This is a genomic window from Bartonella sp. HY328 (genome assembly GCF_025449335.1).
In the GTDB taxonomy this organism is placed as follows: Bacteria; Pseudomonadota; Alphaproteobacteria; order Rhizobiales; family Rhizobiaceae; genus HY038.
On sequence record NZ_CP104883.1, the window covers coordinates 2659034 to 2679637 of the forward strand.

Below are 20604 nucleotides of genomic sequence, written 5' to 3' on the forward strand. Positions count from 1 at the left end.
AATATTATAATTTCCCTTATTTATCGATAGGGTTTTCACCCTATCGCTTAAAACATCATTCACTCAAGCTATTCTTTATCCGCCGACTGTAAATTTTCATCGCCTTCAGCTTCATGTTCAGCTTCTTCTGAGATCGCTTCTTCGTCACCAACTTCGGCGGCAATTTCTTCTTCTGTTAGCCAACCAACCATGACGCGAGCAGCAACAATCATTTGCTCAGCCTCAGTGCGACTTACCTCAAAATTAGAGAAAACACCTGGATAATTGACCGTTTCATTGCCCTTACGTTCACGCCAGCCAACAAGATCATCTGCCGCATAACCAGCAAAATCCTCAACAGTCTTAACATCGTCTTCACCAACAGCAACCATCATTGCGGTTGTCATATTGGGAATTTCACGCAAATCATCACTGACGCCAAGCTCTTGACGTTTTGCATCAAGCTCTGACTCAATACGCTCAAGATAATCACGCGCACGTTGTTGAATTTCAACTGCAGTATCTTCGTCAAAACCTTCAATTGAGCTTACTTCATCAGCATCAACATAAGCAATTTCTTCTATCGATTCAAAACCTTCAGAAGCAAGAACCTGTGCGACCATTTCATCAACATCAAGCGCTTCCATAAACAGATTGGAGCGCGTGTTAAATTCTTTTTGGCGCCGTTCAGACTCTTCCTTCTCGGTTAAGATATCAATATCCCAGCCGGTAAGCTGCGAGGCAAGACGTACATTTTGACCGCGACGACCAATTGCAAGACTAAGCTGATCGCTTGGCACAACAACTTCGATGCGTTCTGATTCTTCATCAAGTACAACCTTTGCAACTTCTGCTGGCTGCAACGCGTTAACGATAAAAGAAGCTGGCTCTGGTGACCAAGGTATAATGTCAACTTTTTCACCTTGCAACTCAGTAACAACCGCTTGCACACGACTACCACGCATACCAACGCAAGCACCAACTGGATCAATTGAAGCATCACGAGACACAACGGCAATTTTAGCGCGTGAACCTGGATCACGAGCAACTGATTTAATCTCGATAATACCATCGTAAATTTCAGGTACTTCCATGGTGAATAATTTGGCCATGAATTGTGGATGGGTACGGGATAAGAATACCTGCGGACCACGTTGCTCGCGGCGCACATCATGCACAAATGCACGAATACGATCACCATAACGGAAGGATTCACGCGGAATAAGCTCATCACGACGCAAAATAGCTTCGCCACGACCAAGATCAACAATCACATTGCCATACTCAACGCGCTTAACTGAACCAGAAATAATCTCGCCGATTTTGTCCTTATATTCTTCATATTGATGATCGCGTTCAGCTTCGCGCACCTTTTGTACGATAACTTGTTTTGCAGACTGAGCTGCAATACGACCAAAATCCATAGGAGGCAGAGGATCGGATAAAAACTCGCCGAGCTTTGCATCAGCCTTAACTTTTTGCGCATCTTTCAATGAAATTTGCGTTACAAAATCATCAACCCTATCAACGACTTCAAGCAAACGCTGCAACTTGATTTCACCCGATTTCGAGTTAATCTCGGCGCGAATATTTGTTTCTTGCCCGAACCGTGAACGCGCAGCCTTTTGAATAGCATCGGCCATAGCAGCAATTACAATTTCACGATCGATAGACTTTTCACGAGCGACAGCATCCGCAATTTGCAGAAGTTCAAGTCTGTTAGCACTCACAGCCATCGGGTTCTCTCCTTATCTGGTTGTCGCAACGCCCCCAACAAAGCGAGGCAATTTACGTCATTTTGCTTTTTAAGACTGCTTGGAAGCATCCTTGCCGTCAGCATTTTCTTTATCTGCCACATCATCGCCACCCAATTCATCTTCAGGAATAAGCGATTGACGCAAAGCCTTATCTTTACGCAAAGCATCGCGAATAAGATCATCTGTCAATATAAGTCTTGCATCACTTAAAAGATTAAAACCAATTTTAACCGACAATGCTTCACCATAGGCGGCCTTGTCTGTTCTTATAGTAAAGCCATCACTATCCACTGATTCGATATGACCACGGAATTTGCGGCGCCCATCAACCATTTCACTGGTCTCAACTTTAGCAATATGTCCACGCCAATTAACAAAATCGGATTTACGCACGAGCGCACGATCAATACCAGGGGATGAAACTTCTAAATGGTATTTACGTTCAATAACATCTTCAACATCAAGTACAGGAGAAACCGTACGACTAACAATTTCGCAATCATCAATGGTCATTGTGCCATCGGCGCGCTCTACCATAATTTGCAAAGTAAGACCATTAAGGCCTGAAAGATTAATACGAACGATACGATAGCCAAGTGGCTTCAAAACTGGTGCAATAACAGCATTAACACGTGCTTCAACCCCAATTTCTTCAAACAAACGAGGTTCATTTATATCACTCACAGGCATATTATTGTCCTGTTCATCACTGTGATCATTTACCATGTCACTGGTATTATTTGTCATCAATAAGTCCTGTATCAAGATGTTCCGTTAAAAAGCTTAAAGCTTTTTAAAACAGTAATATTTCAAAAATATAAGATTTCATTCATCAAGCTTTAGATTCACAAATTTAATGATTTAAAAGCTAAACAAAATACTCTCTTACCTTGATTTAGGTAACAAAAAAGAGCGGGTCCAAGATGGCCCACCCTTGTCAACGTGATCAAGAATTTATCCTTATGTACTCTATTTCCCTCTTTATTTCAAGGGGGGATAAGTGATAAGCGCGAAACACCACATATTTCTTTCCAATTACCTCACTATTTTAACCGCGATAATTGTCATAACTTTTGGTGAGTTCCTTAGATGCCATACAATTAAGCCGTTAATCCAGTCCAATTTTTTCCAGCACCATTATCTTACCAAGATGTTTAATATATTGGCTGTTGTCTACCTCCTGACAACTCGTACCAGTAAAATATAAATTAAAGCGTGGTTAATTTTAACCCTGCATGCGAGCGTCTATGGCTTCCCGTTTTATTGCATGGGAAGCAATATCTTAGCTCGCTTTACCTTAAATTAGAAACATGTGACTTTTCAATCAACCATTTTTTTGGGTAAACAAACTAGAGATACAGACAACGAGACAACTGAAGACAACTTATAAGCACAGCGCATGCAAAACACCAAACGCAAAGCAGCAGCTTATATAAGGTTGAGGGTTTTTAAATGGTATCAATTGATATTTTTTTGCAAGGCAACCAAATTAATGCAATTGCTAAGGCAATAAAAACAGCGAAAGCGTCACGCCCTACTATCACAGCCCCACACGGACTATCGTAAGGAATCCAAATAAAACTTAACACAGCCTAGGATAAGCATATTTTAATTAATGACATTAGTATATTTTTATAATATAACTTTTATTTGATAATACCGAAATATATCATAAGAATTTTTATGTTGCAGAGGTAAAACTCTGCAATAGCAAGGTGTTTGGCTTAACGCCCCCCGCTTGAAGCTAAATACCTTGCTCCTCATTTTATTCAGCTGTATTTAATTCAACATATTTGAATTGGGTATGCAGATAAAATGACTGCTTGTTCTTAGCACAGGAACAGCACAGGATATCTGGTTTGTCACCCCGAACGGCCAGGTATCCTGTTGGTTCCGTGACATAATTCTAACCAATTAGATCGATAATATTTATAAAAATCAAAACCAATTTTTTGGCAGTACTCAAGATCAATGCCTATTGATTTTTTATCGCCTGCATTTTATTATGACGCCGCTCATTAAAAATAAGCCAAAGATTTCGAATATAGATAAATAAGCCTGCGCCCTGCCCTAAAATGAACACTGGCTCTTTACGGCTTATGGCGTAAACAAATAAGATTAGACCACCGCCAAGCGAAAAGAACCAAAATGCAACCGGCACTATTGATCGCTTCGCTCGTTCTGATGCCAACCATTGCACAACAAAACGCATGGTAAACATAAGCTGTCCACAATAGCCTATTACTGCCCACCAATCCATTTGCGCCACAAAAACTTCATGGAACCAATCGCCAAGTGCATTAAACATTTTAGTTATTCCCTTTGACTTCGTCTAATTTGGGGGCTTCATCTAATTTTGTCGCTGGGTTTAACTTTATTTCGCTAACCTTTGGTACAATTTTAAATCTACGGCGTAGCCACCATACTCCAAACAGATCAAGAACACCAACTAAGGCGCGATCCAAAATGCCATAATTTGACTTGCCGTGCACCCGCTCGCGATCAATAACATCAAGATGTCCAACTTGATAGCCTTCACGCAGAACAAGGGCGGGCAAATAGCGATGCCAACCATTAAAGTAAGGTAGTTTTTTGAAAATATCAGCACGTACTGCTTTTAACCCGCAGCCAGAATCGCGCGTGTTGTCCTTCAATATAGCTTGGCGCAAACCATTGGCCATACGTGACGAAAATTGCTTTAACTTTGTGTCGGTGCGCTTCAACCTTTGCCCTGCCACCAAACCCAAGCTTTCACCACCAGCAATGAGCTTATCAACAAGTTGCGGTAAGTAAACTGGGTCATTTTGCCCATCACCGTCGAGGCTAACAATAATACTGCCTGATGCAGCATAAACACCTGAACGAAGCGCACAGCTTTGCCCAGATGAGCGATCATGGCGAATATGGCGCAGAGGTTTTCCGTCCTCCATACGCGAGGCCAAAAGCTTTGCTGTTGCATCAGTGGAACCATCATCGACCACCAGCACTTCATAGTTGCGCCCAGTCATTGCAGTGTCAATTTCGTCTAATAAAAAACCTAGGTTTTCAGCTTCATTACGGCAAGGTATGACAACAGAAATTTTCTTATCTGGCAAAGATATTATCCTTGACTTTATAGCATAAAGCCACGAATTCTATCTGGCCTAATGCATTGGGTTAAATAAATTTATAAGCATCTATAAAGCACAATTTGGTAAAGAATAACTTTTAATCCAATCTTTTGCTTATGGCAGTTATCTTTTAACCTAGCGATTTTGCACTCCAATATTATAACAAGACGCATATTTTACATATTATCATAAGCTGAGCTGCATTGGTAAAAACAGTTCCATCTTGGCTATAGGCGTCTTTTTTCAGCATTTCTTCGATTTGTAAAGTTTTTTTAGCAACAATTGATGTTTTCAGCCATTTTTCACTGGTCGAGCCAACAAAACCACCTCAATATCATATGATAATTATTTGATCATCATCTGTTTTTTGCGCGGTGAAGCACTGTAACCACTCACCAATAGTAAGATTTTTAATCATATTATAATGCCCTTGTTGATTGGAAAGGCGCGTTAAAAATGGGCTGGGGACATCTGAGCCCAAACGAAATTTTTCATATAAGAGATGGTATCTAATTAGGCTTTTGCTCAACTTGCTAAAAATAGCAGCTTTATCAACAAATATTTTGGCCGCAGGTGGGATTTTCAAATGTGGCATTGCACTTAACCATGTGCCGATAAGGCCAGGCGCATAAATACAAACGCCATTATTTTCAGGAAGATCTTCGTGTAGAATTTCGCTCTTGCTTAGCGCATAAAAACACGTTGTAAAATTGCTCAGCGAAAGTGGAATTTTTACACCATAAGGTATGAGAAGCACTGCGTCCTTAACGTCAACTAGTTTAAAATCATCCATGTTAATTGCAGTTTAAATCCATTTGGTTAAATTTTATAGCTATTATAAACAAAGAGTTGCGAGCTCACTACAGATTTTCTGAGAAAATTGTTAAATTGAAAAAAAATCAAGCAAACGCAAAAAAATATGAAAAAATACTTGCCGAACAAAAAAAATTGCGACACTATGTGATGTAATTAGCAAATTCAAATCCATAACAGTTTTAGGATTTACACTTTCACGTCTGGCGAATAATTGTAATTTTAAACGCCGTTTTAAATCCTATTCATTTTTGTAAATCTGAAGGTGAGAGACTTTTTCTTTCACCGCATCAGAGGGGAAAACCGGGTGACGGAAATATCCGCACCCGGTTTAAAGTGGTTATTCCCATGATTAAACTTTTTAAGAAATTATGCTTTTTAGGGTGTTTCTGCCAGCGAATAAATTAATTTACGCCGCAAGATAAGCGCATCACTACGACCATCGGGTGAGCGATAATAGCCTGCGCGTCTGCCTACTTCTTCAAAACCAAATCTTTTATAAAGTGTTATTGCAGCAATGTTGTTTTCGTCAACCTCTAAAAAAGCACTTTCAATGCGGTGGTGATAAAAATGACGTAACAAAGCATGCATAAGCTTTCGCCCAACGCCATCACCGCGATGATCTTTATCTACGGCAATTGATAAAATTTCAGCCTCATCCGCAACAAGTCGTGCCAATACAAAGGCTACCATATTATCAGGCTGCTTTATAGGACGGGCGGATAAGCCAAAAATAGTGCTATCTTGCAAAAAATTGTAAAAAGCATTTTCATCCCAAGTCTCAAAAAATGAACCTGCATGCAAACGATGCAAAGCCTCCACATCGTCGAGAATTAAAGGGGCGATGGCCATATTGCGTCTCATAAAGGGTAATCTGGTCATGCTCGTCCTAAATCAAATTTTACTAATATATGCCAACTCAAAAATGCATTTGAATAAATCACCCTTTATCCAAATCTATGAATTTGCGCTTCATATCATAATTGTATATAATTTGCATCCTATTGAATACTGGCTTTAAATTTTTGTAAAATATGCAAGCCTATATCGCTCTATTAGCGCTTCAAACACTTTACAGGCGCGATATTAAGTCGATCAAATAAACTAGCCAATATATAATTATGCAATAAAGTCAAAGCATTATACACTGGACAATAAAAATTGCTCATAAAGCAATAGTTAAAATGTATTTTAAAGGAAAAATAAGTGGTACGGTTGATAGGAGTTGAACCTACGACCTCTGGTGCCACAAACCAGCGCTCTAACCAACTGAGCTACAACCGCACAAAGAATATTAAATTCTGTTTGCGTGACATACGTAAATTCACACTCATTTGCAAGAGCTTTATTCTATTTTTTTTAAATATCCTGTTAAAAATATAAAGATTGGCGGCACCTTGATGGGAAATTTATGCATATAAGCCTTTTAAAACAGCAACAAAAGTCTTTAAACTTAGTCAGTAAAATTGTAAAGAATCGATATAATAATGCGTAGCAATGTCTTTTTATAAGGACGACTTAGGATCACCTACTTCAAATGATATAGCAGCAATATAACCAACTACTTTAAATAATGCTTGTTTTGATTATACGCGAACAGAACCCAATCAACAAAATTTAAGAACGAAGCCTTTAAATAGATATATTACATAGAACTAAAATCATATTTCAGATCCATAACTTAAACTTTAGGGTGACATTTTTTAACTAAGCATCTTTTCGTTTCCCTTTTGTTCACTTATTATGATTACCATGCTATACAAAGAGCAGATAAAGGCATGGTTTAAAAATGATTCGAATTGTTGGCATAGATCCAGGTTTACGCAATACCGGCTGGGGCATAATTGAAAGTGAAGGCAATAAGCTTAGTTTCATTAGTGCTGGCACGGTTAAATCTAATGATAAAAGTGATCTTGCTTCAAGGCTTTGCCAATTGCATGATGGTTTATATGAGGTATTGCGCAAATTTGTGCCGAATGAAGCCGCGGTTGAGCATACTTTTGTTAATAAGGATGCAACCGCAACACTCAAATTGGGTCAAGCACGCGGCATTGCCATGCTGGTGCCTGCTCTTTATGGCTTGCCTGTTAGTGAATATGCGCCTAATGCTGTTAAAAAGGCAGTAATTGGTGTTGGTCATGGCGAAAAACAGCAAATCCACATGATGGTAAAGGTTTTAATGCCCCGCGCAACCTTCGATTCCAGCGATGCGGCAGATGCCTTGGCAATTGCTATTTGTCATTCCCATAATCGCCAAACATTGGCATTAAAAGACCGCATGCGGGTAAGTGCATAAAGGTGAACATATGATTGGTAAGCTAAAAGGTATTATTGACGACATTGGCGATGATCATATCATTCTTGATGTCCATGGTGTGGGCTATGTTGTCTTTTTATCTAACCGCACGCTGGCGACCTTAGGCTCGTTAGGGGAAGCGGTAACGCTTTTTATTGAAACCCATGTACGTGAAGATTTTATTCGTCTTTATGGTTTTACCACCAAGCTTGATCAGGAATGGTTTAAAATTTTGCAAAATGTGCAAGGCGTTGGTGCAAAAGTTGCCCTTGCAGTTATTGCAACCTTGAGTGCTGGCGAACTTGCCAACGCTATTGCCCTGCGCGACATTGCGATGATTTCACGCGCCCCCGGGGTTGGCAAAAAAGTAGCAGAGCGTATGATTACTGAATTACAAGGCAAAGCACCAGCTTTTTCAACCATTAGCAATGAAAATTTTGGCATGCTTGAAGATATTGGCAATGCAAGTGCCCCCTCCTTTGTTGCTGATGCTGTTTCGGCACTTACTAATCTTGGCTATTCACGCGAGCAGGCAGCCAATGCCATCGCAAGCGCCTTGAAGCAAGCTGGAGAAGAAGCTCCGTCTGCCACCCTAATCCGGCTTGGGCTTAAGGAATTATCAAGGTAAATAAATATGGAAAAGCCCGATAGATTGATTGCAGCCGATAAACGCGGTGAAGATGCAGATACAAGTTTACGCCCGCAAACCCTTGATGATTTTGTTGGTCAAGCTGCAGCGCGCGCTAATCTTAAGATTTTTATTGAAGCCGCGAAGGTGCGCAATGAAGCATTGGATCATGTTTTATTTGTTGGCCCTCCCGGTCTTGGTAAAACCACCCTTGCACAAATCATGGCAAAGGAATTAGGCGTTAATTTTCGTTCAACCTCGGGTCCTGTTATCGCTAAGGCTGGCGATCTTGCTGCGCTGTTAACCAATTTAGAAGAACGAGATGTATTGTTTATTGACGAAATACATCGTTTAAGCCCAGCGGTTGAAGAAATTCTGTATCCTGCGATGGAAGATTTCCAGCTGGATCTTATCATTGGTGAAGGACCAGCCGCACGCTCGGTCAAAATTGACTTAGCACGCTTTACTCTTGTTGCCGCCACCACCCGTCTTGGCCTGCTCACTACGCCACTGCGTGACCGCTTTGGTATTCCAGTACGTCTTAACTTCTATACGGTGGATGAATTGGAACTCATAGTACGGCGTGGTGCCCGTATTATGAGTATGCAAATTAGCGATGATGGTGCCCGCGAAATTGCCCGCCGCGCTCGTGGCACGCCGCGTATTGCTGGCCGATTATTGCGCCGCGTGCGTGATTTTGCCTTGGTGGCAAAAACCAATATTATTGATAGTAAAATTGCCGATGAATCCTTATCGAGGCTCGAGGTTGATAATCTTGGGTTAGACCAACTCGACCGCCGCTACCTATTTATGATTGCCCAAAATTTCGGCGGCGGCCCCGTAGGTATTGAAACCATTGCCGCAGGATTATCAGAGCCGCGCGATGCTATTGAAGATATTATCGAACCTTACCTAATCCAACAAGGCTTTATCCAGCGCACACCGCGTGGCCGTGTGTTGACGCAAAATGCATGGCGGCATTTGGGTCTGCGCGCGCCTGAAAATATGATTGGCGCTGCTCAAATTGGACTTTTTGATGATGAAGAAAGCAATTAACCCTGCTTTACGTCATCCGTCAAAAACGCAATAGAACCGCAAAAACAAAAAGAGAAATAACTATGATAGATATCAGCGACACTCAAAAAAATATTGCCTTTTGCGGCGAAATTAAAGACGGTATTCATCAGCTAATGGTGCGGGTTTATTATGCAGATACCGATTTTTCAGGCGTCGTCTATCATGGGCGCTATCTTGAGTTTTTTGAGCGCGGCCGCACGGAATTTTTACGCCTTTCTGATATTCACCATCACATCATGGCAGAAGCTGGCCCCAATGAAGCAGTGGCTTGGATTGTGCGCCGCATGTCGCTTGATTTTGCCTCACCTGCTAAAATCGACGATGTTTTATGTGTTGAAACCACAATCAGCCATGTAAGTGCGGCACGGGTTAAAATGCAGCAGCGAATTTTACGCGGTGATAAATTATTGGTTGGCGCCGAGGTGGAGGCAGCAATTATCAATGCTAATGGCCGCCCTCGCCGCTTACCCCTTGCATGGATAGAGCGCTTTCAATAAACTTGATCTATTTATTGAGCTAATAGCCTCCCTAAGGCTGACGTTGCCGTTGTTTATACCACAAGATACACTGTTAAATGTCCTAAAGAATGGCATTATGGATGCCAAAAAATTAAAAGGATTCTGTGATGTTACCAGAAAAGATGACTGCTATTGAAATCAGTGCTTTTGGCGATCCGTCTGTATTAAAGCCTTGTGAAGTTCCCATCCCCAAACCTAAGGCCAATGAAATATTGGTAAAAATTCATGCTGCTGGCGTTAATCGCCCCGATGTTGCGCAGCGTATGGGCGTTTATCCTGCCCCTGATGGTGCTTCCCCCCTGCCCGGGCTTGAAATTGCTGGCGAGGTGGTCGCCATGGGTAATGAGGCAAAGCGCTTTAAATTGGGGGCACGTGTTTTTGCACTTATTGCCGGTGGTGGCTATGCGCAATATGCCACCGTTGATGAAACTATGGCCTTGCCAATGGCAGACCACATGGACTATGTCACAGCTGCTGCAATTCCTGAAACATTCTTCACTGTTTGGAGCAATGTGTTTGATCGCGGCGGCCTTAAAAATGGTGAGACATTGCTTATTCATGGTGGCAGCTCGGGCATCGGCACAACGGCCATACAACTTGGCAAAGCCTTTGGTGCAACAGTCATTATCACCGCAGGATCCAAGCAAAAATGTGATGCCTGCCTTACGCTTGGTGCAGACCATGCAATAAATTATAAAGAACAAGATTTTGTCACAGAAATAAATCGCATTACGGAAAAAAAGGGCGTTAATCTTATTCTTGATATGGTTGGCGGTGACTATACCGAGCGTAATTATAAGGTTGCTGCCATTGAAGGGCGCATTGTGCAGATTGCGTTTTTAAATGGCCATAAGGCAACTATTAATCTCAATGATCTTATGCGAAAGCGATTGATTCATACAGGCTCAACTTTGCGTGCTCGCGAAATACCCTTTAAAGCAGCAATTGCCCGTGAATTAGAAACCCATGTCCTACCTTTATTGGCAACAGGAGCAATCAAACCATTAATTGATGCAGTCTTTCCGCTAAGCAAAGCAGCAAGTGCCCACAGCCTTATGGAAGAAAGCAGCCATATCGGTAAAATTGTTTTAAAAATTATTGAAGATTAATTAATACATAAAATAAAACGCCGATTTGAAATTTCAAATCGGCGTTTTTCATTCGAAAACACTGCACATTTACACTGTATTCTATCAGTATAAAAATTAGAATTTTTTACATTCGAATATTAATTAATGATTTTATGGGTAAACTTAGCCTATTGAATAAGCCTTTATTTTAAATACCATCCTGCTGTATCTTATTGCCATCTTTGTCAGTAAAATTACCAGTAAGGATTAGGATAAAATCAATTATGGTCCAAATACCAGTAATAAATAAACCAAAAAAAGTACAGGTTAAAACAAGCATCAAAATGCCGGTACCAACTTTACCAACCATAAACCGATGGACACCAAAAACACCAAAGAACCAGCATACAAGGGCTAAAACGAGCTTGGATTTTGCATTACTTGTTTGTAACGGAAAAATGCTTTTCGCCTCATTACCATGCTCAATAAAATCAACTTGCAGACCAGCATAAGGCTCTGAATTACCAGCCCAATCAAGACGTACAAACTCATAACGATTGCCATCTTGGCCGGAAATCATGCCGCGATTTTGTTCAAAACTAAGAATTGTTCCGCGCATAGTAACTCCTTATGCGTCAAAATTTATAATAAGTCTTTATACGAATAGAACAATTCATATGCAATAATAATATATAAAAATTTAATCTTACAGACGATTTCCTATGAATAAAATTTCAAATTTTAATCATTCTAAAATATATAAACAATATTATTGCTTTGAGCTTTCAATAAAATAGCAAATAATTATTTTTAGTAAATGCTAATAAATTATTTTACAAGCAGCTTTCTGCCGCTTCCTCAACCTGTTCCATATCCTTATCGGATAATCCAAAATGATTACCAATTTCGTAAATAAGAATTTGTGTAATAATGTCGCCTAATGTTTCAGGATTTTCTGACCAATAGTCGAGTATCGCACGGCGAAAAATTGTCATCCGATTTTGCTGTTCACCTGTTGGGAAACTAAACCGCTCACCGATGCCATTGCCTTCAAAAAGACCCAGCAATTCAAATGGCGAATCCAACCCCATATCTTCGATAATTTGGTCTTCAGGAAAATCTGTTACATTAATAATTAAATCCCCACATAAAGCGCGGAATTTTTCCGGTAATTGAGCATAAGCCTCAATTGTAAGAGAATCTAGTTCGCCAAGAGACGGGGCAAGCTTTACTTTCCAATCTCGGCTTTGGTCGATACGCGCCATATAATACTTACTTTCAAACCCATCAGGCAATTTTGTTTGATATATCGCGTCGGTTTGAAATTACCAATAGTTTTAATCCAAATCGGTAAAGAAATACGAGGAATATAAACAAGATTACATTTTTTATGACGTATAGATTAACGCCAGCGTGACATCCAATACGGAGCTATACAAAAAATAATTTTCAACGATGATATTGTATAGGATAAATTTAAGCCAGAGCTAAACAAAATCAAGGTACAGAACAACAATATGTTCTGTACCTGTTAAAAAAATTATATATTGCGCATCTATGCCCAGGGATGAATTTGCGCTTCACTTTTTTCAAAGGTATCAATTTCAGACACTTTTTGCAAAGTCAAACCAATATCATCAAGACCATTAAGCATACAATGACGGCGGAATTCATCAATAGAAAATTTAACAACACCGCCATCTGGTCGTCTAATTTCCTGCGTTTCAAGATCAACACTTAATGTTGCATTTGATCCCAGTGTTGCGTCATCAAGCAAAGATTCTAGCTCTTCTTGCGATACCTTAATTGGCAAAATACCGTTTTTGAAACAGTTATTGTAAAAAATATCGGCAAAAGATGTCGAGATAACACAACGAATACCAAAATCTGCAAGTGCCCAAGGCGCATGCTCGCGCGAAGAGCCGCAGCCAAAATTATCACCTGTTACGAGAATTTGCGCATGTTGATAAGCAGGTTGATTAAGCACGAAATCAGGATTATCAGAACCATCCTCATTATAGCGCAGCTCTGCAAAAAGACCTTTTCCAAGCCCAGTGCGTTTAATCGTTTTAAGATAATCCTTTGGAATGATCATATCTGTGTCGATATTGACAATTGGCAAGGCAGCAGCAACGCCAGTGAGCTTTGTAAATTTTTCCATATGTCTACCCTCAATGGCTGGAATTTTAAACTCTTTTACTACTCTTACAGTAACAAGTCAAAATTCTTTGTTTAACAAATGGGATTTTTAGAACAATTCGCAAGAAGTATAAACCCTTTTTTACAAATTATTTTATTTATCCCATTTATCAACCCAACCAGAATTTAATTTCAAGATAGATCAGATATCATCAACCGAAAATTCAAGCGGTGAAGCTGGTTGGCTTTTTGCAATCGGTGTCAACCGCTCAAATGCCCAATAGACTTCATTCACCTTGGCAATATCGCAAGAGATTACAATTTGCCGAGTTTTAGTTGGGCCTTTAAGGCCGCAAAAATAAATAGAGTCTTCCAAGTGATGTGGTGCATCCGTTTGAAAACTCCAAATGTCAGCTCCCATGACCTCTAAGCGCAATGCGCCATTTTCGCGGCGACTAACCTCGACATCTGGATGCAAATGAAAGCGGATGGTGGCTATATTTTTTGACCCCTTAAAAGATTGAGCCTTGTTAGCTTTCAAAAATGAATCGGCACCTTCCAAAACCATGCCATCATTTGACAACATCATGGTGCGTTGATGCAATAGATTAAAGCTGCGAGCATAGCCATCATGAAGCGCAATAAAACCTGCTTGCCCGTCTTGCTCAAGCCGTTTAACAATCACCTTGGAAGGCCCAGAGGTAATAGCGCTATCTGCACGCCCAAGCCGGCGAAACCGACATGAAGAAGTATCATTAATGGTTGCAGTCGAATGAGCAGCAGTTAACCGGCCAAAAAACCGAAAATCTTCCGGTCCATAAGGATCAACACCGCAATTGACAACGAATTTTTTAATGCCTGATGACAATTCAAAAGACAGACACCCTGCATTAGCTGTCTTAGAAATCGCGCCATTTGGGGTCTTACCCGTATCGGCAAGAATTGTTGTACCACCTGTTGCCAAGCGCTGATAACCTGAATGAGGCGCATGACTAAACGGATTGCCTGCTGTTTCATCGGATTGCAAAATAATATCAAGACGATCGGATAGTAAAGGACCAACACCGTTAAAATTGCCAATACTTTGATCGCGATGCTGAAAAAAACGCAAGGCAGGCAGCATACGTTCAACTGCTGCATGTAAAATTTCCGGCACTTCTTCTCCGCCTTGAGCAAAGCAATGACGCAGTGCAATAAGATGCGATAAAAGCATTAATAAAATAGCCGGATTTCGCGAAATATGACCACCATCAGGCAAGATTTGCCTTTGCAATTCACGTTCTAACTTGCCAATTGTACGTTTTGCAACCCTTGGCGAAACAGGTAGAGCTAAAGCCGCCATGGTAAGCGCAACATGGGCAAGCAAACGATGTTCAGTCATATCCATGGTTTTAACAACGGTGCGTAAATAACGCACCTGTAAACCAAGCGATCTTAAAAAACGCTTTTTAAATGCTGCATTGCCGCTTTCATAAAGAATATCGGAATAGGTGAGCCAAGAAATAATACGCCCAGCCGTGACCGCACCATCCCAAATATTGCCTTGTATACGCTTGCCACAAATGTCAATCCAGTCACTTAAAAGCGAGCGTGCATGGGCATTGGCAAGTTCAGTTTGTGCGGCTGCCATATGGCGTAACCAACTAAAATCATGCAAAGCATTTTGCCACTCTCTTGTGGGGGGCACAACGACAAACGGCGAAATCGAACCCGTTTGAACAATGCGGCCAGCAAGCGGAAACCGACCATGATAAAACTCGTGGGCAAGATATGGATCTGCCAAATGTAAATCAATTGGACGATTTAAAATCTGTTGCGGCGTAAAGCCACTAAAACGCCACCGGAAGAACGGGCCAACACTAAGACGGCGCGCCCAACGCTGCACAGCCATAGATGCAGGCGAAGTTTTAAAATCCAAATTGTCCGCGAGCATGGATGTCACAGCTGGATCTCCCGTCATTGGCTGGCCGATAAGGCAAGCAGATTATCAAATCAAATCAGTGGACCATTAGATTGATCCTCTTTCCTTTATAATATCTATAGACTTATGGTGAATGAATAGTTAACAGCATTAACTTTTCAATTAGTTCACAAGGTCTAAAATCTAACTTTGATAGAAAAGCTATGAACATTATTATTGTTGTATGACGGTTTATATTGCAATGGTTTAATGCAATTGGCATTTTTGGATACCAGTAAAAACTAAAAAACGCTATTTAAGGGAGTTGCCTTAAATAGCGTAATATGTGTGATATAAATTTCATGCAAATATGGCCAATAAAGGAGCCTTAAAAAGAAGGCTTAGCAATTGGCACTGGTACTTTCCAATCAGGCACCTGCCCTGCTTTTAAAACAGGTGGTGCGGCAAGCAAACGGACGGGAACTGCAGCAATATTATTTATATCTAATGCTGTCATAAAAGGCGAGGAAAACTGAATTTTCCCATCTTCATCGCGATATTGTAAACGCTCCTGCCAAGCGGTTTCAGTGCAAATCGTCTGGCGCAAATCCGTGGCTTGTGATAATTTGCTGCCATAGGGGCGCAATGTCACCAATGTTAATTGCTGCGAACCTGGGGTCTTAAAGCCATCATTTAATAATTGCGCAGATAAACCTTCTCTTTGATCAATTCGCTCTGCGCCAAGAACGACCGCGACAAGAATCCGCCCTTTTCGGGTTGCGGAAGCTGCAAGGTTAAAGCCAGAGGAACAGATAAAACCTGTCTTCATGCCATCTGCACCATTGAAACGGCCAATCAGATTATTAGTATTAGGCACTAACTTAGCACCATTGCCATAATCGATGGCGGGGATATTGAAATAATGAGCATATTGCGGAAATTCACGGCGGATTTGCGCTGCTAATACCGCTAGATCACGAGCTGTTGAATAATTAGCAGGATCTGGCAAACCACTTGCATTAGCAAAGTGGCTACCGATCATGCCAATTCTTGTTGCTTCCGCATTCATGCGCGCAACAAAAGCTGCATCTGACCCTCCAATTGCGGTACCAATTGATGTGGCTATATCATTGGCTGACTTTACCATCATGATTTTCAAAGCCGTATCAAGAGTTAAGGTTGAGCCGGCCTTATAACCAGACTTACTTGGCGGCAATTGTGCAGCAGTTTGCGTGATACGAATAGGTGTTTCAAGATCGATTTCACCGCGTTGTAAAGCGCGAAATGTCACATAAGCGGTCATTAATTTAGTAAGAGACGCAGGATACCAGCGATCAAAGGCATCTTTATGAGCAAGTACCCGACCGGTCTGTGCATCCACAACAATATATGGATTAGCAAAAGCGGAAGAAAAAGAAAAAGCAGCTAAGCCAAGCGATAAAATTAAAGCTAAAAATCTAAACATTAAACTATTTCCAATTACCTTCAACGCATTTATTATAATTATTTGGTCGAAATGCCACTGACATAAATTTTTTATGTAATTACCTTAAAAACCATTTTAATAATTTATAAGATATTTATGAAACGAATTTTTAAGTAAAATAACAAGAACCATAAGCACCATTTACTGCATTGCTTTACAATCCAACATTTCATCACGCAACAAAACTTTACTTTATCGCGACTATAGGGCAAATGTGGCAATTATCTAACCAAAAGCCAGCAATAATGTATATTTGTTAATTTTTAGCCACCACTTAAGATTTGAAAACGCACAATCAAACAAAAAACAGCAATAGCAATTGATTATAATCAATATTTTAGCAAGGTAAATATATTTGCTCTAAAAACAAGTAAAAAAGGACGCAAATCGAGTGAATTTTTGCATATTTATGCGCAAAATTAGTTGTTTTTTTGATGAAACATGCCAATATCTATAGTGTAAGGGCAGAAAAGTACAATAGCATTTGAGCTATATAATGGGGATGGGAAGCAAAGCTAATCATCACCGTAAGTGGTAAAATGTTATCGACAAAAGATCTGACCATTATTGGTAAGCAGGTAAGGAGTCTTGCAAATGTATGAGAAAATTTTAGTTGCAACAGATGGGTCAGAACTTGCTGAAAAAGGCGTTGATGCAGCAATTGAGCTTGCAGTGAAAACAGGTGGTGAGTTATTTATCGTAACCGTTACCAGTATGATGCCTTCTTATGGTATTGTTATGGGCGCAGAATGGGCATCAAGCCCTGGGGCTTTTGAAGATTTCCGTAAGGAAATGGAATCAAGTGCAAAAAGGATTCTTGAATCTGCTTTGAATAAAGCCCATCAGCTTAATGTAAAAGCACAGGGTATCCATGCGGAAAATCAATTGGCAGCGGCTGGTATTGTTGATGCAGCCAATGAGCATGATGCAGATCTCATTATTGTTGCCTCCCATGGCCGGCGTGGTGTTAACCGTCTTATTCTTGGTAGCCAAGCCTCTGAAGTGATGGCGATGAGTGAACGCCCTGTTATGATCATTAAATAAAAATATTTAATTTAAATATTTGATTTTAAAGCGCTGTTATTTAGATATAGCAGCGCTTTTTGCTGGTATGAAGCATATTTATCAATTTATTCCATCAGTTATTTAAATATAAAAAGCAGCGCTGCATGATGCAAACGCTGCTTTAATATTTTCAACTAAAATAAGTTATTAGTTGCAAGGCGCTTGATATACGCGGCCATAAGCATCGCGATAGTTACAATATTGAACACCATTACGTGTTTGGGCTACACCAAGAAGGGTACCTGCAGCGCCACCAATAGCTGCACCAGCAAGCGCGCCACGACCAGAACCAGTAATCGCACCACCGGCAAGCGCACCAAGCGCTGCACCACCCACACCATAACCAGCAGTACGCTGTTCTTGCTGGGTACAACCAACTGCTGCAAAACCCATAATTGCGGTAACAGCGATAACTGAAATACGTTTCAACATAATAAATACCTCTCTCAAATCAATATCTGATTTCACCATCATGTGTTGATAATACGGCTAAAACAAGACAGAATAAATAGCCAATCAGTCAACTTTTTTGTTACCATGAAATCATGCTTTATCCCAAACTTAATCTATAAGTGATGAACAATTGATGAATAAGTATGATATGTTGCAAATATTGGCGAGTTAAAAGCAATAGTCAGCTAATTATTCGTTCAAATTAGCAATAAGAATACCAGATCCGCTTTCAAATGAAACAAAAAGCGTTCCTTTAACCCTATTGGATAAAGTAAGCGAAGAGCCAAAATCCAATTGCGCATTTTGCAATTGCCACTGGGCGCCTTGAATGGAAAATTCTGACATTTGCGAAAATGCAATGATGCTAAACAGCGTATCATTAGGCAAATCAAGCGCATAATCGCCCGGCGCAAGAGGAACCCCCTCCTCTGTGCCACTTGTCAATAAAATTTTGATACCCTTTTGCGCCATAGCCGCAGCCATAGTCATATGCAGCAATGCATGATCACTGCGACTACCACCAAAAGCACCACATAATATTATTTCATCTGCCCCTTCAGCCAAAGCAACATGAACGGCAATTTCACCATCCGTCATGTCTTTTTCAACGGGATAAGATTGACGACGAAGTTCACTATAACGGGCAAAATCAGCTTCTTGGGTCGAATCAAAATCACCTAACCATAAGAAAGGTTCAACACCCAATGTTTCAGCATGTCGAATACCACTATCAGCAGCAATAATAGTACTCCCAGCAATTTGCCCCATCAATCGCGGCGTTACTTCTAACTGCCCACCAAGAAGGATTGTAATTTTTTTCATTTTTAGCCTTGATTGAAATTTGCGTTGCAGTCTTAAATAGAATAATCTATTTAATCTTATAAAGACAAAAAAACACTGCGCAAATAAAAAAACAATTTACTTTTAAAATCTTACATTTAATTGCAAATGAAAATTTGTAGCGCTATCTGTATCCCAAAAAGCAAATATGCATTTTTAAAAAATCAACTAGATAAGCAAAAGCTATATCAAAAACTTGGGAATAATTTCCTTGGGAATTTAGCGAGATAAATAGTCGTACATCTACAACCATCATTTTCGAATGATGCGACCAAAATATCAGTAAATGGTTAAGTGATATAAGAACAAGCTTAATCATTGATGGCTATGCGTATTTGCTGGGCGCGTTGGATGAAGATTACTTCGACGTGACTGTTATGATAACAACACAGAACACCAAGAGCATTTTAATAATGCTTACTATATTTGGTTAACAGACTGACAATTCAATTATTTTTTAGAATATCGGTTAGTGTCAGATTTATATGAGCTCATATCAAACATTGCCAGCAAAACCAATTTTTTTGCAATGCTAATTAAAGCCAATATTTTTGTTACAGCAGTTTAACTATCGTTATGAAAATCGAGATAAAAAAAACGCGCCAGAATAGGTGTGATAAATTGGAGCTTATACATAAACATTCTGGCGCGCGCCGATCATGGGAATGATCATGATCGGAAAACTTTTAAATCAGCTTAGCAACTTTAATGGGCAAGCATTTCATCAGCAATTTGCTTGGCATTTAATGATGAATGGTAATAGGTTGGCCAATGATCCATTTCTTTTAGCAATTCAGCGCGGTCATTACCCATGTAAAGATGGTAATGTTCCGCTTTCGCTGGGAAAATACCATGATCGCTAAATTGGATAAATTGTGGTGCATCTGCATCGCCAGAGGTTTTCTTGAAAATAAACCTTACACCGCGATTGCCCTTTTTATAGGTAAGTATTTCGTGACCATCATTTGCGTAATCACCGCTATAAGATTTACCATCCTTATAATAGGTAACCTTACTGCCATCAATAACAATACGATTAATATCGGTATTATAACCTGTTTTATAATAATCACGATATTCCTCAATTGTTTGGGGGCCTTTTTTCGCTTTGGCTTCCAAAACAGATTCAAGCGAACCATCCATCAAATACGGATAAACGGACTGCCAATCACCATCCCAATCAGTAAGTTCGCGCGCTTTTACTTGGTCATCTTTAAAATAGCCCTTATAAATTGGATCACTGTGGCCGTGCTCTTCATCATGCGCATGGGCGTGCGAATGTTCGTGAGCATGATCATGTTCTGCGGCTGCAACCTGCTGCGCGCCACTATTTGCAAAACTGGCAACTGGAGTTAAAAGAAGTGCTGTTGCACCAAATGCACCCACGCATTTTGAAATAATATCAGACATAAACCAAGCCTCTTTCATAAACAAAAAACTGCGACAAACTAAATGTTATAAAATAACATAACA

General features: G+C 40.2%; 20 protein-coding genes and 1 tRNA gene. 6 read left to right on the forward strand and 15 right to left on the reverse strand.

Features of this window, described 5'->3' with window-relative positions:
* Positions 1-68: 68 nt before the first annotated feature.
* The 7 genes from nusA to N5852_RS11430 form a co-directional block, all read right to left on the reverse strand.
* A complete protein-coding gene (gene nusA, locus N5852_RS11400; RefSeq protein WP_262097906.1) occupies positions 69-1715 on the reverse strand; it encodes a transcription termination factor NusA in 1647 nt (548 codons plus the stop codon).
* Between the two features lie 69 nt (positions 1716-1784).
* Positions 1785-2426 (reverse strand): ribosome maturation factor RimP, encoded by a 642-nt coding sequence (gene rimP / locus N5852_RS11405; protein WP_262099753.1) that lies wholly within the window; start codon positions 2424-2426, stop codon positions 1785-1787.
* Positions 2427-3711: 1285 nt separating this feature from the next.
* The gene (locus N5852_RS11410) at positions 3712-4044 is read right to left on the reverse strand and encodes a lipid-A-disaccharide synthase N-terminal domain-containing protein (RefSeq protein WP_262097907.1); all 333 of its coding nucleotides are present in this window, start codon (positions 4042-4044) and stop codon (positions 3712-3714) included.
* A 1-nt stretch (position 4045) separates the two neighbouring features.
* Positions 4046-4831 carry a glycosyltransferase family 2 protein gene (locus tag N5852_RS11415; protein WP_262097908.1) on the reverse strand — a complete coding sequence of 262 codons (786 nt, stop codon included), beginning with the start codon at positions 4829-4831 and terminating at the stop codon, positions 4046-4048.
* 349 nt (positions 4832-5180) lie between these two features.
* Positions 5181-5639: a hypothetical protein gene (locus N5852_RS11420; protein WP_262097909.1), complete on the reverse strand. Its 459-nt coding sequence runs from the start codon at positions 5637-5639 to the stop codon at positions 5181-5183.
* A 398-nt stretch (positions 5640-6037) separates the two neighbouring features.
* Entirely contained in the window at positions 6038-6541 is a 504-nt protein-coding gene (gene rimI / locus N5852_RS11425) for a ribosomal protein S18-alanine N-acetyltransferase (protein ID WP_262097910.1), read from the reverse strand.
* Positions 6542-6866: 325 nt separating this feature from the next.
* Positions 6867-6943: transfer RNA gene (locus N5852_RS11430), tRNA-His, on the reverse strand.
* 505 nt (positions 6944-7448) lie between these two features.
* Between N5852_RS11430 and ruvC the strand changes: the two genes are divergently transcribed.
* From ruvC to N5852_RS11455, 5 genes are all read left to right on the forward strand, one after another.
* Positions 7449-7955 (forward strand): crossover junction endodeoxyribonuclease RuvC, encoded by a 507-nt coding sequence (ruvC, locus tag N5852_RS11435; protein WP_262097911.1) that lies wholly within the window; start codon positions 7449-7451, stop codon positions 7953-7955.
* A gap of 10 nt (positions 7956-7965) precedes the next feature.
* A complete protein-coding gene (ruvA, locus tag N5852_RS11440) occupies positions 7966-8583 on the forward strand; it encodes a Holliday junction branch migration protein RuvA (protein ID WP_262097912.1) in 618 nt (205 codons plus the stop codon).
* Positions 8584-8589: 6 nt separating this feature from the next.
* Complete coding sequence (gene ruvB, locus N5852_RS11445; RefSeq protein ID WP_262097913.1) at positions 8590-9639, forward strand: Holliday junction branch migration DNA helicase RuvB; 1050 nt, start codon at positions 8590-8592, stop codon at positions 9637-9639.
* A gap of 62 nt (positions 9640-9701) precedes the next feature.
* Positions 9702-10157 (forward strand): tol-pal system-associated acyl-CoA thioesterase, encoded by a 456-nt coding sequence (gene ybgC / locus N5852_RS11450; protein ID WP_262097914.1) that lies wholly within the window; start codon positions 9702-9704, stop codon positions 10155-10157.
* A 128-nt stretch (positions 10158-10285) separates the two neighbouring features.
* A complete protein-coding gene (locus tag N5852_RS11455) occupies positions 10286-11287 on the forward strand; it encodes an NAD(P)H-quinone oxidoreductase (RefSeq protein ID WP_262097915.1) in 1002 nt (333 codons plus the stop codon).
* A gap of 169 nt (positions 11288-11456) precedes the next feature.
* On the opposite strand, the gene N5852_RS11460 is transcribed toward N5852_RS11455, so the two are convergent.
* The 5 genes from N5852_RS11460 to N5852_RS11480 form a co-directional block, all read right to left on the reverse strand.
* The gene (locus N5852_RS11460; RefSeq protein WP_262097916.1) at positions 11457-11867 is read right to left on the reverse strand and encodes a TM2 domain-containing protein; all 411 of its coding nucleotides are present in this window, start codon (positions 11865-11867) and stop codon (positions 11457-11459) included.
* Between the two features lie 214 nt (positions 11868-12081).
* Positions 12082-12513, reverse strand: a complete 432-nt coding sequence (locus N5852_RS11465; protein ID WP_262097917.1) for a metallopeptidase family protein — start codon at positions 12511-12513, stop codon at positions 12082-12084.
* A 290-nt stretch (positions 12514-12803) separates the two neighbouring features.
* Entirely contained in the window at positions 12804-13409 is a 606-nt protein-coding gene (leuD, locus tag N5852_RS11470) for a 3-isopropylmalate dehydratase small subunit (RefSeq protein ID WP_262097918.1), read from the reverse strand.
* Between the two features lie 180 nt (positions 13410-13589).
* On the reverse strand, positions 13590-15347 hold the full coding sequence (locus tag N5852_RS11475; protein WP_262097919.1) for a heparinase II/III family protein: 1758 nt from the start codon (positions 15345-15347) through the stop codon (positions 13590-13592).
* A 328-nt stretch (positions 15348-15675) separates the two neighbouring features.
* Positions 15676-16752: a D-alanyl-D-alanine carboxypeptidase family protein gene (locus N5852_RS11480; RefSeq protein WP_262097920.1), complete on the reverse strand. Its 1077-nt coding sequence runs from the start codon at positions 16750-16752 to the stop codon at positions 15676-15678.
* Between the two features lie 615 nt (positions 16753-17367).
* On the opposite strand from N5852_RS11480, the gene N5852_RS11485 reads away from it, so the two are divergent.
* Positions 17368-17817 (forward strand): universal stress protein, encoded by a 450-nt coding sequence (locus N5852_RS11485; protein WP_262097921.1) that lies wholly within the window; start codon positions 17368-17370, stop codon positions 17815-17817.
* 168 nt (positions 17818-17985) lie between these two features.
* Here the strand turns inward: N5852_RS11485 and N5852_RS11490 are convergent, their stop codons facing one another.
* The 3 genes from N5852_RS11490 to N5852_RS11500 form a co-directional block, all read right to left on the reverse strand.
* Positions 17986-18270, reverse strand: a complete 285-nt coding sequence (locus tag N5852_RS11490; protein ID WP_182418763.1) for a YMGG-like glycine zipper-containing protein — start codon at positions 18268-18270, stop codon at positions 17986-17988.
* 210 nt (positions 18271-18480) lie between these two features.
* The gene (locus N5852_RS11495) at positions 18481-19113 is read right to left on the reverse strand and encodes a thiamine diphosphokinase (RefSeq protein WP_262097922.1); all 633 of its coding nucleotides are present in this window, start codon (positions 19111-19113) and stop codon (positions 18481-18483) included.
* A gap of 723 nt (positions 19114-19836) precedes the next feature.
* Positions 19837-20541: a ZinT family metal-binding protein gene (locus N5852_RS11500; RefSeq protein ID WP_262097923.1), complete on the reverse strand. Its 705-nt coding sequence runs from the start codon at positions 20539-20541 to the stop codon at positions 19837-19839.
* Positions 20542-20604: the final 63 nt, after the last annotated feature.

Coding starts and splice junctions, on each gene's coding strand:
- nusA (WP_262097906.1), bottom strand. CDS start 1,715: ATGGCTGTGAGTGCTAACAGACTTGAACTTCTGCAAATTGCGGATGCT.
- rimP (WP_262099753.1), bottom strand. CDS start 2,426: ATGCCTGTGAGTGATATAAATGAACCTCGTTTGTTTGAAGAAATTGGG.
- N5852_RS11410 (WP_262097907.1), bottom strand. CDS start 4,044: ATGTTTAATGCACTTGGCGATTGGTTCCATGAAGTTTTTGTGGCGCAA.
- N5852_RS11420 (WP_262097909.1), bottom strand. CDS start 5,639: ATGGATGATTTTAAACTAGTTGACGTTAAGGACGCAGTGCTTCTCATA.
- rimI (WP_262097910.1), bottom strand. CDS start 6,541: ATGACCAGATTACCCTTTATGAGACGCAATATGGCCATCGCCCCTTTA.
- ruvC (WP_262097911.1), top strand. CDS start 7,449: ATGATTCGAATTGTTGGCATAGATCCAGGTTTACGCAATACCGGCTGG.
- ruvA (WP_262097912.1), top strand. CDS start 7,966: ATGATTGGTAAGCTAAAAGGTATTATTGACGACATTGGCGATGATCAT.
- ruvB (WP_262097913.1), top strand. CDS start 8,590: ATGGAAAAGCCCGATAGATTGATTGCAGCCGATAAACGCGGTGAAGAT.
- ybgC (WP_262097914.1), top strand. CDS start 9,702: ATGATAGATATCAGCGACACTCAAAAAAATATTGCCTTTTGCGGCGAA.
- N5852_RS11455 (WP_262097915.1), top strand. CDS start 10,286: ATGTTACCAGAAAAGATGACTGCTATTGAAATCAGTGCTTTTGGCGAT.
- N5852_RS11460 (WP_262097916.1), bottom strand. CDS start 11,867: ATGCGCGGAACAATTCTTAGTTTTGAACAAAATCGCGGCATGATTTCC.
- N5852_RS11465 (WP_262097917.1), bottom strand. CDS start 12,513: ATGGCGCGTATCGACCAAAGCCGAGATTGGAAAGTAAAGCTTGCCCCG.
- leuD (WP_262097918.1), bottom strand. CDS start 13,409: ATGGAAAAATTTACAAAGCTCACTGGCGTTGCTGCTGCCTTGCCAATT.
- N5852_RS11475 (WP_262097919.1), bottom strand. CDS start 15,347: ATGACGGGAGATCCAGCTGTGACATCCATGCTCGCGGACAATTTGGAT.
- N5852_RS11480 (WP_262097920.1), bottom strand. CDS start 16,752: ATGTTTAGATTTTTAGCTTTAATTTTATCGCTTGGCTTAGCTGCTTTT.
- N5852_RS11485 (WP_262097921.1), top strand. CDS start 17,368: ATGTATGAGAAAATTTTAGTTGCAACAGATGGGTCAGAACTTGCTGAA.
- N5852_RS11490 (WP_182418763.1), bottom strand. CDS start 18,270: ATGTTGAAACGTATTTCAGTTATCGCTGTTACCGCAATTATGGGTTTT.
- N5852_RS11495 (WP_262097922.1), bottom strand. CDS start 19,113: ATGAAAAAAATTACAATCCTTCTTGGTGGGCAGTTAGAAGTAACGCCG.
- N5852_RS11500 (WP_262097923.1), bottom strand. CDS start 20,541: ATGTCTGATATTATTTCAAAATGCGTGGGTGCATTTGGTGCAACAGCA.